The organism is Neorhizobium sp. S3-V5DH (assembly GCF_004343065.1).
Classification (GTDB): domain Bacteria; phylum Pseudomonadota; class Alphaproteobacteria; order Rhizobiales; family Rhizobiaceae; genus Neorhizobium; species Neorhizobium huautlense.
Map to the genome: position 1 here is coordinate 165,225 of NZ_SMCL01000010.1, position 12,784 is coordinate 178,008.

General features: G+C 60.0%; 12 protein-coding genes. 8 read left to right on the forward strand and 4 right to left on the reverse strand.

Features of this window, described 5'->3' with window-relative positions; genetic code table 11:
• Window positions 1-18: 18 nt before the first annotated feature.
• Complete coding sequence (locus tag EDE09_RS15975; protein ID WP_132411602.1) at window positions 19-681, reverse strand: GDSL-type esterase/lipase family protein; 663 nt, start codon at window positions 679-681, stop codon at window positions 19-21.
• A gap of 106 nt (window positions 682-787) precedes the next feature.
• Here EDE09_RS15975 and EDE09_RS15980 point away from each other — a divergent pair, with 106 nt between their 5' ends.
• From EDE09_RS15980 to EDE09_RS16010, 7 genes are read left to right on the forward strand one after another with little or no spacing between them, the layout of a single operon-like run.
• The gene (locus tag EDE09_RS15980; RefSeq protein ID WP_132411604.1) at window positions 788-1,813 is read left to right on the forward strand and encodes a LacI family DNA-binding transcriptional regulator; all 1,026 of its coding nucleotides are present in this window, start codon (window positions 788-790) and stop codon (window positions 1,811-1,813) included.
• Between the two features lie 20 nt (window positions 1,814-1,833).
• On the forward strand, window positions 1,834-3,435 hold the full coding sequence (locus EDE09_RS15985; protein ID WP_132411628.1) for an FAD-dependent oxidoreductase: 1,602 nt from the start codon (window positions 1,834-1,836) through the stop codon (window positions 3,433-3,435).
• Between the two features lie 29 nt (window positions 3,436-3,464).
• Window positions 3,465-4,736 carry a sugar ABC transporter substrate-binding protein gene (locus EDE09_RS15990; protein WP_132411606.1) on the forward strand — a complete coding sequence of 424 codons (1,272 nt, stop codon included), beginning with the start codon at window positions 3,465-3,467 and terminating at the stop codon, window positions 4,734-4,736.
• Between the two features lie 11 nt (window positions 4,737-4,747).
• Window positions 4,748-5,680 carry a sugar ABC transporter permease gene (locus tag EDE09_RS15995; protein ID WP_132411608.1) on the forward strand — a complete coding sequence of 311 codons (933 nt, stop codon included), beginning with the start codon at window positions 4,748-4,750 and terminating at the stop codon, window positions 5,678-5,680.
• Window positions 5,670-6,512: a carbohydrate ABC transporter permease gene (locus tag EDE09_RS16000; RefSeq protein WP_132411610.1), complete on the forward strand. Its 843-nt coding sequence runs from the start codon at window positions 5,670-5,672 to the stop codon at window positions 6,510-6,512. Before EDE09_RS15995 ends, EDE09_RS16000 begins: the two co-directional genes overlap by 11 nt.
• Before the next feature lie 14 nt (window positions 6,513-6,526).
• Window positions 6,527-7,579: a sn-glycerol-3-phosphate ABC transporter ATP-binding protein UgpC gene (ugpC, locus tag EDE09_RS16005; RefSeq protein WP_132411612.1), complete on the forward strand. Its 1,053-nt coding sequence runs from the start codon at window positions 6,527-6,529 to the stop codon at window positions 7,577-7,579.
• 10 nt (window positions 7,580-7,589) lie between these two features.
• Entirely contained in the window at window positions 7,590-8,297 is a 708-nt protein-coding gene (locus EDE09_RS16010; protein WP_132411614.1) for a hypothetical protein, read from the forward strand.
• A gap of 102 nt (window positions 8,298-8,399) precedes the next feature.
• Here EDE09_RS16010 and EDE09_RS16015 read toward each other — a convergent pair whose 3' ends face one another.
• Together EDE09_RS16015 and gudD are read right to left on the reverse strand one after the other, a co-directional pair.
• Window positions 8,400-9,368, reverse strand: a complete 969-nt coding sequence (locus EDE09_RS16015) for a tripartite tricarboxylate transporter substrate binding protein (protein ID WP_132411616.1) — start codon at window positions 9,366-9,368, stop codon at window positions 8,400-8,402.
• Window positions 9,369-9,439: 71 nt separating this feature from the next.
• Entirely contained in the window at window positions 9,440-10,783 is a 1,344-nt protein-coding gene (gene gudD / locus EDE09_RS16020; protein ID WP_132411630.1) for a glucarate dehydratase, read from the reverse strand.
• Window positions 10,784-10,994: 211 nt separating this feature from the next.
• Here gudD and EDE09_RS16025 point away from each other — a divergent pair, with 211 nt between their 5' ends.
• Window positions 10,995-11,717: an FCD domain-containing protein gene (locus EDE09_RS16025; RefSeq protein ID WP_165924195.1), complete on the forward strand. Its 723-nt coding sequence runs from the start codon at window positions 10,995-10,997 to the stop codon at window positions 11,715-11,717.
• A gap of 99 nt (window positions 11,718-11,816) precedes the next feature.
• On the opposite strand, the gene EDE09_RS16030 is transcribed toward EDE09_RS16025, so the two are convergent.
• Window positions 11,817-12,536: a GntR family transcriptional regulator gene (locus EDE09_RS16030; protein WP_132411620.1), complete on the reverse strand. Its 720-nt coding sequence runs from the start codon at window positions 12,534-12,536 to the stop codon at window positions 11,817-11,819.
• Window positions 12,537-12,784 lie beyond the last annotated feature (248 nt).

Below are 12,784 nucleotides of genomic sequence, written 5' to 3' on the forward strand. Positions count from 1 at the left end.
GCCACGCTGTCTGGAGACCTATGGACGATCCGCACCTATAAAAGCGCCAGAAATCGCGCGATGTCCGGCATCGCTCGGATGGACTAGATCGGCGGAGGCCAAGGCGCCGTCGCCGTAAGCTTTCATGGTCTCGTAAACAGGCGCATAAAAAAGTGAGAAGCGTCGTGCCAGCATGAGCACCGCTTCGGCATAACTTTCGAAACCCATCCGCGTCTGGCCCGTGAATCCGGCGCTACCAACCGAAAACCCAGCATCAGGAATGTAGGGCGGGCTGCCGATTGCGAGCCGATCTCCGTGGCCGGCTCTGATCAAATTTTCCAGCATCCATGCATAGTCGCGCGTGAAGTTCGGGACATTCATGGTGTTCGGCGCCGCCGTATAACGGGCATCGTTATACCCATAGAGAATTAGGATCGCGTCGTGGTGGTGTGCATCCAGGAGCGCGTATTCAAAACGGCCGATGCCGTTGTCCGGCCGTGCTTTGTCATCCGCAAGGTGTGCTCCCTGCAGCACCGTGCCGGGGATCGCGCAATTACGGATCGGGAAGCCATCGACCTCGGCTGCGAATAGAGCCGGCCAGGCAAGATGTGGCTGGCTGGCATTGAAGCCGGCGGTGATGCTGTCACCGAAGACGCGGATGCCGGAAATTCCCAGCGATTTCAAATGTTCTCCAAACCTCATCGGTCCTCCTTCATTTTCCCGCTTGACAGTCGGTCGTCTAATTTTGTTTATACGTATTAGCTGCTAATACGCATTAGCAGTCAAGAGGAGCTTGGGAGGATGATGCGTGGCGGGCACTAAGCGCTTGACCCAGCGCGATATTGCGAAACTGGCCGGTGTGAGCCAGGCGACCGTTTCGCTTGTCCTCAATGGTGCTCCCACGGCCTTGGCGCGTATCCCGCAGGAAACCCGCGAGCGCGTTCAGCACGTTATCCGGACGACCGGCTACGTGGCTGATCCGATTGCCCGACGCATGGCCAAGGGCCTCAACCGTATCCTCGGCGTCTTCACCTATGAGCCGGCTTTTCCGAGCGAGCAGGCGGACTTTTTCACGCCTTTTCTGCTCGGCATCGAGGAAGAGGCGCAGGCACAGAATTACGACCTTCTGCTTTTAACCGGCGCAGGCGTCGGGCGGGAACGCAAAATCTTTGCCGATGGCAACCGGCTTCGGATCGCTGACGGTTGCCTCGTGCTCGGCCGCGAGTTCGATCGGGCTGAGTTGAGGCGGCTGGTGCTGGGTGACTACCCCTTTGTGGCTATCGGCCGACGTGAGGACGCTGGCGGACCCGTTCCTTATGTCGGCGGCGATTACGCCAAAGGCACCCGTGCATTGGTCGAAAAGGCGAGAGCGCTCGGGCACGAGAAACTCGCCTATGTCGGCCCGAGCGGCTCGGCGGAATCGATCGTCGACCGCTGGCGCGGTTTTTCCGAAGTGATCGCTGAAGGCGCCGAACTGGTCCTGCACGTGAACGAGGTCGGCCGACCTGCTGGTGAAGCGCTGGATGCGATCGTCGCAAGTGGTGCGACCGCGGTCTTCTTCGTCGAACTGGCTGATGCGGTGCGTGTCGAGGCGGCGGCGAGGGCGAGAGGGCTTTCCGTGCCTGAGGACTTCTCAGCCATCGTGCTCGGCAGCCACGTGCGTGCAGAACGCAGCCATATGCAGTTTACCGCCTTCGACATTCCCCGCGAGGAAATGGGGCGACAGGCTACGGCGATGCTGGTGCGTCGCATCGAGGATGCGGCCCCGATCGAACAAATTCTTCTGACTTGTGAACCGGTCGAGGGGCAAACCCTCGCGAACAAACGGACGTGATTGAAATGCCTGCAAAAGAGATGCGTGCGGATATTCTGGTGGTCGGCGGCGGCCTCGGCGGCGTGGCGGCGGCCATCGGTGCTTGCCGGGCGGGCAAAAGTGTCATCATGACCGAGGAATTCGATTGGATCGGCGGCCAGTTGACGAGCCAGGCAGTTCCCTCCGACGAACATACCTGGGTCGAGCAATTCGGCATCACACGCTCCTACCGCAAGCTGCGCAACGGCATCCGCCAGTATTACCGCGACAACTACCCGCTGACCGAAGGCGCTCGCGCCTGGGGTGATCTCAATCCGGGTGGCGGGTGGGTCAGCCGTATCTGCGCCGAGCCGCGTGTCAGCCTTGCGGTGATGGAAGCGATGCTGATGGCCTATCGCGGTGCCGGCCGCCTCAAGGTGCTGCAGCCCTTTCGTCCGGTCGCGGCGGATGTAGAGGGCGACATCATTCGCTCGGTCGCCGTCCGTCATCGCGATACGGGTTGGGAGATCGTCATCTTCGCAGATTATGTGCTCGACGCGACCGAACTCGGCGACCTGCTGCCGATGACCGGTACGGAATATGTGAAGGGTTTCGAGGCGCAGTCGGATACCGGCGAGCCGAGCGCACCTTCCGAAGCGCAGCCGAACAATGTCCAGGCCGTTTCCGTTTGTTTCGCGGTCGATTGTGTCGATGGCGACCGGACGATCGACAAGCCGGAGAACTACGACTACTGGCGCAAGTATGAGCCGCATTTCTGGGGCGGGCCGCTACTCGGCTTCACCGCACCGCATCCGCGCACGCTGGAATTCACCACCCGCTCATTCACGCCGAATGTCGACGACGATCCATTGGCTGTCGATGCCGACCAGCGAAAGGGTGGTGGCGATGAGAACCTCTGGCTCTTCCGTCGCATCGCGGCGCGGCGCAATTTTACGCCTGGTTTTTATCAGTCCGACATTTGCTTCGTAAACTGGCCGATGATCGACTACATGGACGGTACGATCATTGACGTCTCGGAAGAGGAAAAGGCGCGCCACCTCAAAGGCGCCGCGGACCTTTCCTATTCGGTCTTCTACTGGCTGCAGACGGAAGCACCGCGTATTGACGGCGGGCAGGGCTATCGCGGCCTTCGTCTGCGCGGCGACATCACCGGCACCGAGCACGGTCTCGCCATGGCGCCCTATATCCGTGAAAGTCGCCGCATCAAGCCGGTCACTCGCATTGTCGAACAGGATCTTTCCCATGCGGTACGCGGCGACAAGGGCGCGGTAAACTATCGCGACAGCGTCGGTATCGGCATGTACCGCATCGACCTGCACCCCTCGACCGGTGGCGACAACTATATCGACGTGCCGTCCTGCCCGTTCGAGATCCCGCTTGGGAGTCTGCTGCCGCAGCGGATGAAGAACCTCATCGCGGCCGGCAAGAATATAGGCACCACCCATATCACCAATGGCTGCTACCGCCTGCATCCGGTCGAATGGAACATCGGCGAAGCCGCGGGCATGCTCGCCGCCTATTGCCTCGAAAAGGGGCTGAAGCCGCATCAGGTGCAGGCAAACGACGAGCATCTGCAGGATCTTCAGCGGGCGCTTACCCGTGAGGGCATTGAAATCCGTTGGCCGGATATCTCGGCCTATTAATCAAACCCATCTTTGGAGGAGGAACGGGAATGAACTATCATAGGGCACTGAAATCGGCGGTCGCGGCATTGGCGCTTGCTATGCCGCTCGGCTGGAGCTGCACTGCCACTGCGCAGGATGCGGTCAATCTGCGCATGACCATCTGGAGCGCCAACGAGGCCCATCTGAAGCTGTTCAATGAGATCGCCGCAGGTTTCAAGAAGGATCATCCTGATGTCACGGTGACATACGAGTCGCTGCCGTTCGATACCTATACGACCGCGCTGACCACCCAGATCGCTGGCGGCAACGCGCCGGACATGGCCTGGATCTTCGAGACCGCAGCCTACGACTTTGTCAATTCCGGTGCGCTTTTCCCGCTGAGCGATACCCTTAAGGCAACCAAGGGCTACAATCTCGAAGAGCTAAGTGCGAGCGCCGCCGAACGCTGGTCGAAGGATGGCAAACTCTATGCCTATCCGTTCTCGACGTCGCCGTTCGCGATGTTCGTCAACAACGATCTCATCAAGGCTTCAGGCGCCAAGCCCCCAGCCGAATTGATTGCTGCCGATCAGTGGAGCTGGGACAATGCCATCGCGACGGCTTCGGCAGTAGGTCAAACGGGCAAGGGTGGGCTGATCGTCCGCGATTTCAACTACCAGATCTGGCAGAATCTCGCCTCGGTCTGGAACGGCTGGGGCGCTTCGCCCTGGAGCGCCGACGGCAAGGCATGCACTATGGCCGAAAAGCCGATGGTCGATGCGCTAACCTTCATCCATGACGCGATCTTCAAGAAGAAGGCGATCCCGGGTCCCGGAGAAAACGTCGATTTCTTCGCCGGCAATGCGGCAATGACGATTACCCAGATCAGCCGCGCCTCGTTGCTGCCGAAGGAAAAACCCTTTGCCTGGGATCTCGTACCGCTGCCGAAGGGGCCAGCCGGCAACTACGCGCTGATCGGCCAGGCCGGCCTCGGCGTCATGCAGGCGGGCAAGAACGCCAAAACCGCTGCCGAATTTGTCGCGTATATGACCAATCCGGAGAACTCGGCCAAGCTCAGCCAGTTCTTCCCCTCGGCCCGCAAGTCGCTGCTGAATGCCGAAGTGCTGAAAAAGACCAACCCGCTCTTGAGCCAGGAGCAAATCGACACGGTCGTGATCTCAGGCATCGCTACGGGCAAGGTTATCCCGGGTCATACGGGTTTTGCGCAGATCCAGCAGGCGGTGCGCTCTGGCCTCGATGCGATTTGGCGTCCGGATGCGGATATCCCGGGCACGCTCCAGAAGATCTGCGGCCAGATCGGCCCGCTCCTGAAACGCTAAGGAAGCATAAGATGGCTGTCGCGCAGGATCACGCAAGTCCGGAAGGACGCTCCTCATCGCCGTTCTGGACGATTGCCCGGCGCGACAGCCTCGCCGGTTTCCTCTTCATCGCCCCGCAGTTGGTCGGCATCATCGTCTTCGTGCTGATCCCACTCGGGCTCGTGTTCTGGTATTCCCTGCACGAATGGAATGTGCTTGCCAATACTTTTACCTATACAGGCGCACAGAACTATCAAATGCTGATCGAGGATAGCAATCTCCTCGAAGTACTCGGTGCGACAGCCGTCTTTTCCGCGGGCCTGGTCGTCTTCAATCTGTCGCTGGCGCTGCTTTTGGCGATTCTGCTTAACCAGAGGCTTGCCGGAATAACCATCTTCCGCACCCTGTTCTTTTCGCCGGTCGTAGTATCGCTCGTCGCCTGGACGATCGTCTGGGGATTTCTTCTTCAAAAAAACGGCGGCATCAACGGCATGCTGCAGGTCTTAGGCATCGAGGGGCCGAACTGGCTGCGCGAAGAGACGACAGCGATGATCTCGGTGATCGTCGTACAGGTCTTCAAGAATGTCGGGCTCAATATGATCCTGTTCCTCGCAGCACTCCAGGGCGTGCCGAATGAACTTTATGAAGCCGCACGTGTCGACGGGGCGCCGCGTTTCAAGCAGTTCCGCCGCATCACGCTGCCGTTGATCAGCCCGACCATCCTTTTGACCTCGATCATCACGATCGTCGGGTCGCTGCAGGTCTTCGCGCAGATTGCGGTTCTGACCCAGGGCGGGCCTGGTCTGTCGACGACCGTGCTCGTCTATTATCTCTACCAGCAGGCCTTCCAGTTCCATTTCTTTGGCTACGGCTCGACGCTGTCGATCCTGCTTTTCCTGATCGTCGCCGTGCTGACCTTCGCCCAGTGGCAGATGCGCAAGAGGATCGTCTTTTATGAAACCTGAACTCTCCCCGCGCCTGAAAACCCTTCTCTATGGGCTGATGTGTGTGCTTCTCATTCCCTTCGTTTTTCCAACCTGGTGGATGGCGACGTCCTCGGTAAAGCCGATTAGCGACATCTTCGCCTTTCCGCCTCAGCTCATTCCTGAGAGCTATGATTGGACGACCTATTCCAAGGTCTTCGAGTTGCAGCCATTCGTGCAGCAATACTGGAATTCCGCCTATATCGCAGCGGTCGTGACGATCGGGACGATGGCCGTCTCGTCGATGGCTGGTTACGCGTTTGCCCGTATCCGCTTTCCATTCGCGAATACGATCTTCATGATCGTGCTGCTTGGCCTGCTTATCCCCTCGGAGGTGACGATCGTGCCTCTCTTCCGGATGTTCCTGAAAGCCGGCATGGTGAACACCCATTGGCCGCTGATCCTGGTGCCGATTTTCGGAGCGCCAAGCGTCTTCGCCACCTTCGTCATGCGACAGTTTTTCGTGACCTTGCCGGCAGAGCTCGAAGAGGCGGCACGCGTCGATGGCCTTGGCCGCTTTAAAATATTCCGCATGATCGCGCTTCCGCTCGCCAAGCCGGCACTGGCGTCAGTCGCGATCTTTACCTTCCTGCATTCCTGGAACCTGTTTCTCGAACCGATCGTGTTCTTGTCGAGCGCGGAAAAGTTCACGCTGCCGCAGGCGCTGACCCAATACACCGACGCTTACGGCGGCCCGATGTGGAACATCCAGCTCGCCGCCGCAACGCTGACGGCGCTTCCCGTCCTCATTGTCTTCATCATCGCGCAGAAGCAATTCGTCGAAGGGCTCGCGCATACCGGTCTCAAGGGCTGAAAATCGGATTTCCTATGGCTGAAGTTTCCCTTTCTGATGTCCGCAAGAGTTATGGCGCCGTCGATATCATCCATGGTGTCGATCTCGGCATCAACGACGGCGAATTCGTCGTGCTGGTCGGGCCGTCCGGCTGCGGCAAGTCCACGCTGCTCAGGATGATAGCGGGGCTCGAGACGATCTCCGGCGGCGAGGTGAAGATCGGCGGGCGGGTGGTGAACGATCTAGACCCGAAGGACCGCGACATCGCCATGGTCTTCCAGAACTATGCGCTTTATCCGCATATGACGGTTGCGACCAATATGGGTTTCTCGCTGGAGCACCGCGGAGGCGGCAAGGCGGAGATCGCCGAACGGGTCAAATGGGCGGCCGATATCCTCGGTCTCGCGCCGCTGCTCGACCGTTACCCTCGCCAGCTCTCCGGGGGGCAGCGGCAGCGCGTCGCTATGGGCCGGGCGATCGTTCGCAACCCGCAAGTGTTTCTCTTCGACGAACCTCTGTCGAATCTCGATGCGAAGCTGCGTGTCGTCATGCGGGGCGAGATCAAGAGCCTGCACCAGAAGCTTAGGACGACTACTGTGTATGTTACTCACGATCAGGTTGAAGCCATGACCATGGCCGACAAGATCGTGGTGCTGAACGGTGGCCGGGTGGAGCAGATTGGCGCGCCGCTCGATCTCTACGACCGACCCGCCAACCAGTTCGTGGCAGGGTTCATCGGTTCGCCGGCCATGAATTTCCTGACCGGCATGATCACCGCGGAAGGATTTGCTGCGCCTGGTATCCTGTTGCCGCTGCCGGAATCGGCAAATAAATTCCGTGCTCGCAAGGCGATCTATGGTATCCGGCCGGAGCACTTCGTCCTCGATAGCAGTGGGGTGCCGGCCGAAATTGTGCTCGTCGAGCCGATGGGCTCGGAGACTCAGGTGACGATGAAGCTCGGCGAAACGCAGATCACGGGCGTTTTTCGCGAGCGCGTCTCGCTCTCTCCAGGCGCGACGATCCGTGTTCGTCCGGATATCAATACCGCCCACCTCTTCGCGGCCGATGATGGGCAGCGTTTGAACTGAGGTCTTATCCATGCCAATCTATCCGGAAACCAGACTTACCAGGGCGCTGCGCGGTGGGGAATTTCCCGTCATCGTCTCGCTCGCCCGCCACGATCTCGATCTTGCGAAAGCCGCGATCGGGGCAGGGGCGTTCGCGATCAAGGTCCACCTCAACGCCTATCATCGCGCCTCGGGCACGACCTTCGGAAGCTTTGCCGAGGAGCGGCCCTTCTTCGAAAAACTTGCGACACTTGGCGTGCCGTTACTGGTCATGGCTGGACAGGAGAAGGTGCCGAGCCCTGAAGAAATGGATGCGCTTGCCGATCTCGGTTTCGAGGGTTTCAATATCTATTTCAGTGACATGCAGCCGCATCTCCTGCAATCCAGGCTCAGGCCGATGCCGGCTCTCGGTGAAAAGGGCACGGATGAGGAATTGGCAAAGATCATCGCCATTCCGGGCGTGATGATGGAGGCGTCTGTCGCCGCCTTCGCAGACTATGGCAAACCGCTGAATGAGACCGATCTTGCCCGCTACAGGGACATCACCAGCAAGGCTGGCATCCCGGTCATCGCGCCGAGCCAGAAGCGGTTCGTCGGGGACGACATGCCGAAGCTGAAAGCCGCTGGCATCGCTGCGCCGCTGCTCGGCTTCATCGTGACCGGCACGACGACGGAAAGCATGGAAGCCGCCGTTGTTCCGATCGCAGAGAGCGCAAGAGCGTCGGCCCCGCTTGTCTAGCGTCTACCAGCTTGATGAAACGGCCCTGCAGTTCTATCCGTTCAGGGCGGCTTCCTTATGAAACATGGCCGCCGAAGAGACTTCGGCGGCCATTTTCACGGATCATTCCGCGCTGATATTGCCTTTTTCGATGACGTCCTTCCAGCGCGTCATCTCCTTGCCGAGATAGGTGGCGAACTCTTCATTGGAGTTCGCCACGACCTCGAAGCCCAGCTTGCTGAACTTGGCGACCACCTCGGGGTCTTTGAGCGAGGCCTGGATCGCCTGATTGAGTTTCGCCTTGACGTCGGCCGGTAGACCCTTGGGCGCGGCAACACCCTGCCAGGCGTTGACCACGACATTGCCGTAGCCGAGTTCGGTGAGCGTGGGCACGTTCGGCAGCAGCGGATGGCGCTTCTCGCCGGTCTGTGCGAGCGCCTTCATCTGCCCCGCCTGCACGAAGTTCATGATGGCGCCGAGGTTCTGGAACGACACGTCCACATGGCCGCCGACGAGATCGGCCTGTGCGGCGGAACCTCCCTTATAGGGCACATGCACACCTTTGGTGCCGGTCGCCTGCCAGAAGAGGGCTGCGGTCAGGTGGTCGGAGGAGCCGGTGCCGGAATTTGCAAAAGTGACGCTCTCCGGCTTTTCCTTCATGGCCGAGATGAGTTCCTGCACGCTGTTTGCCGTGAATTTCGGCGTCGCGACAAGCACATTGGGCGTGCTCACGGCGACGGTCAGGAGATCGAAGTCCTTCATCGGATCGTAGGAGAGCTTCTTCTGCAGGTAGGGATTGGTGGCAAAGGTGCCGAGCGAGGCGACCAGCAACGTTTGGCCGTTGGCTTCGGCATCGGCGACCAGGCCGGCCCCGATCGCACCGGTGGCGCCCGGTTTGTTTTCCACGACAATGTTTGCGCCCAATACTTTTGACATCTGCGGTTCCATCAGCCGCGCAGTCGTGTCGGTCGCGCCGCCTGGCGGGAAGGGTACGACAATAGTGATCGGGCCATCCGGGAAGGCTTTGGCAACGCCCGCCGCAAAGGCGATGCCAAGGCCGAGTGAAATGGCGATCAGGTTTTTTGCTTTCATAGGTTCATCCTCCTAATGATCCTTGGCGCCGCTTCCAGGTGATGTCGCCCGGGCGCTCGGACGTTCTGTGGCTATCGCACGAGGCAAGGCCGCTTGTTGTCGAAGCGCCAGCCCTTGATGAGGTACTGCATGGCGGTCGCGTCATCGCGCGCGCCGAGCCCGTGTTTCAGGTACAGTTCGTGAGCCTTCTCGACTTGGCTCATATCCAGTTCGACACCGAGACCTGGCCGGTCCGGTACGGCGATATGTCCGTCCTCGATCTTCAGCGGCTCGCGGGTCAGCCGCTGGCCGTCCTGCCAGATCCAATGGGTATCGAGCGCGGTGACGCGTCCGGGTGCTGCCGCGCCCACATGGGTGAACATGGCTAGCGATACATCGAAATGGTTGTTGGAATGCGAGCCCCAGGTCATGCCGAAGGTCTGGCAGATCTGCGCGACGCGCACCGAGCCCTGCATGGTCCAGAAATGCGGGTCGGCCAGCGGAATGTCGACCGATTGCAGCTGGATGGCATGTGAGAGTTGGCGCCAGTCTGTTGCCACCATGTTGGTAGCGGTCGGCAGACCGGTGGCACGGCGGAATTCGGCCATGATCTCGCGGCCGGAATAACCCTGCTCGGCGCCGCAGGGGTCTTCTGCATAGGCGAGCACGTCGCCGCGCCCCTTACAGAGGCGAATGGCCTCTTCCAGCGACCACGCGCCATTCGGATCAAGCGTCACGCGCGCTTCGGGGAAGCGGCGGGCAATTGCCGTTACCGCCTCGATTTCCTCGTCGCCTTGCAAGACGCCGCCTTTCAGCTTGAAGTCGCGAAAACCGTAACGCTCCTTCGTCGCCTCGGCGAGCCGGACGATCGCCTCCGGGGTCAGGGCCTGCTCGTCGCGCAGTCGCAACCAGGCGTCCGTTTCGTCTTTGCCATCGCGATAGGGCAGGTCAGTCTTGCGTCGGTCGCCGACATAAAAGAGATAGCCGAGCATCTCGACCCGATCGCGCTGCTGGCCATCGCCGAGAAGGGCTGCCACCGGCACGCCGAGATGCTGGCCGAGAAGGTCGAGCAGAGCCGACTCCAGCGCCGTCACCACGTGGATAGTGGTGCGCAGATCAAAAGTCTGCAGCCCACGGCCGCCGCTATCACGGTCGCCGAAAGCCTTCTGAATCTTGTTGAGCAAGCTGTTATAGTTGCCGGTCGTCTGTCCGATCAGGAGCGGGCCCGCTTCCTCGATCGTCCTGCGGATTGCCTCGCCGCCGGGAACTTCACCGATGCCGGTATGGCCAGAGTCATCTTCGATGATCGCGAGGTTGCGGGTGAAGAAAGGGGCGTGCGCGCCGCTCAGGTTGAGCAACATGCTGTCCTGCCCTGCAACCGGGATAGCCCGCACGGAAACGATATGCGGCGTGTGCCGGGCGAGGGGGCTGTCCATGGTGGGTGTCGACGAATTCGGCTCGATAAGCATCCGATCCTCTGTCACTGTCCCGCAATTCTGGTCACGCGGCTTTAGGTTCTTTGGCGGCAATCACTCACCGCATCGTGTTATTAATTGCGCAGGCAAACCAATTTGTCAATATAAGTAAATATTAGTAAATTTGCCCTCCCTATTGGAATGGCGGAATGCCGACGGTAGTATGGGCGTGATGAATGAGATCACTCAACAAACACGTCCCCTGCAAGACCTGTCGTCTCATGTGCTCGCCCGGCTCGAAGCGATGCTTGATGCGCCGGCCTGGCACGGCGGCGGACGCCTGCCGCCGGAGGCAGAGCTTGCCCGTCAGTTCGGCGTTTCGCGTCCTGTCCTGCGAAAGGCACTGGTGAAGATGCGGGAAGCCGGCCGGATCGTCTCGCGGCGCGGATCGGCCAACTTCGTACAGCCTCGCGCGGATGTCGTGCCGGCAACCACCGACATTCAGAGCCTGTCGATCCAGACAGTGTTCGACATGAAGCGCTGCATGCGGTTTCGCCAGGTGGTGGAATGCGCGGCGGCGGAAGATGCAGCACGGCTTTGCGATCCAGAAGCGATCCGCGGCATCGAGGAAGCGCATCGGCGAATGCTGACCCTGCCGCGCGGCGAGGGTGTGCTTGACGCCGACTTCGCCTTTCACATGGCCGTGGCACAGGCGGCTCGCAACCCTTATTTCACCTTCGCGCTCGGCACGATGCGCAACCAGATCAAGCTGACGATGGAGTTTACCCGCAAGCTGCAGGAGCGGCCGGCCGATCAGGTAGCGCCGCGTGTCGTGGAGGAACACGGTCGTGTTCTCGAAGCCATCAAGGCCGGTGATCCCGCGCTTGCACGCGAGGTCATGAACTTTCACATGAGGCAGAGCGTCATTCGGCTTTTAGGTGAAGAAAGCGGCTGAAAAGACGGGCGGATCTCACACTTTCGCGGGGCGCCAGCCAGCCACAGGGATTGTCAATGAAGACGGATTCTTGGATTAACCAACGCCGACGCGGCATTCTCAGACGAAATAGTGAGGGAATTCCTTTCGGAGGTCTTCGACCTTTGCGACAGTGCGGCTCAGATGCTCGCGGATGGCATTGACGGCACCCTGTTCGTCGCGTGCGGCAATGGCCTCGATGATGGCGCGATGGCCTTCGAGAATGCTGACGATCTTGCCCTTTTCGGGCAGATGAAGACGACGAATGCGTTCCAGATGACCGGAGCGTTCGCGAACCAGCTGGTGCAGGCCGCTGCGCTTTGCGCCGGCAAACAATGTCTGGTGGAAGATCTCATCGAGCTCCTGGAAGATCGCGACCTGCTCGGCATCGTCGGCGATCGCCGACTGCATCTTGATAATCGAACGGGCACGCGTGACGACGCTCGGATCCAGATCGGGGTCATTGGCCAAGCGGCGGCAGACTTCGGTTTCCAGTGCAACGCGAAGGAAATGCGCCTCGTGAATCTGCAGGACATCGATCCGGGTCACTACGGTGCGGGATTGCGGATGGATGCGAACCAATCCCTCCTGTTTGAGAAGCTGCAATGCCTCGCGAATCGGGGTCTGGCTGACTTCGTAGGTCTCGGAAAGTTCGGTGCGCGACAACGTTGTGTCCGGCGGAAGCTGGATGGTGACGATCCGTTTGCGCAGGTCGTCATAAATCCGTTGGACAGTGCCGCCGAGGACGACTGGAAAACCGGGTGCCCAAAAGCCGAGCGTCGTGGCAAGCTGGGAATTCATACGAGCCAATCCTTTTCGCTCATCCATAGCCGCAGCACGGACAATGCACAATGAAGGGCCGCCGTTGAAATATATGTCAAACTAAAATATCAGTTTGACGGAAGCACAGACGGAAGTGGCCGCTGTGTGCGCGGAGGGGATGCAGTGACGGTGAGGAAAACTTACGAGCAACTGCGCTCGGCGCGATGGATGATGCCTGACGATCAGCGTTCTTTCGGCCATCGATCACGAACCATGCAGATGGGCTA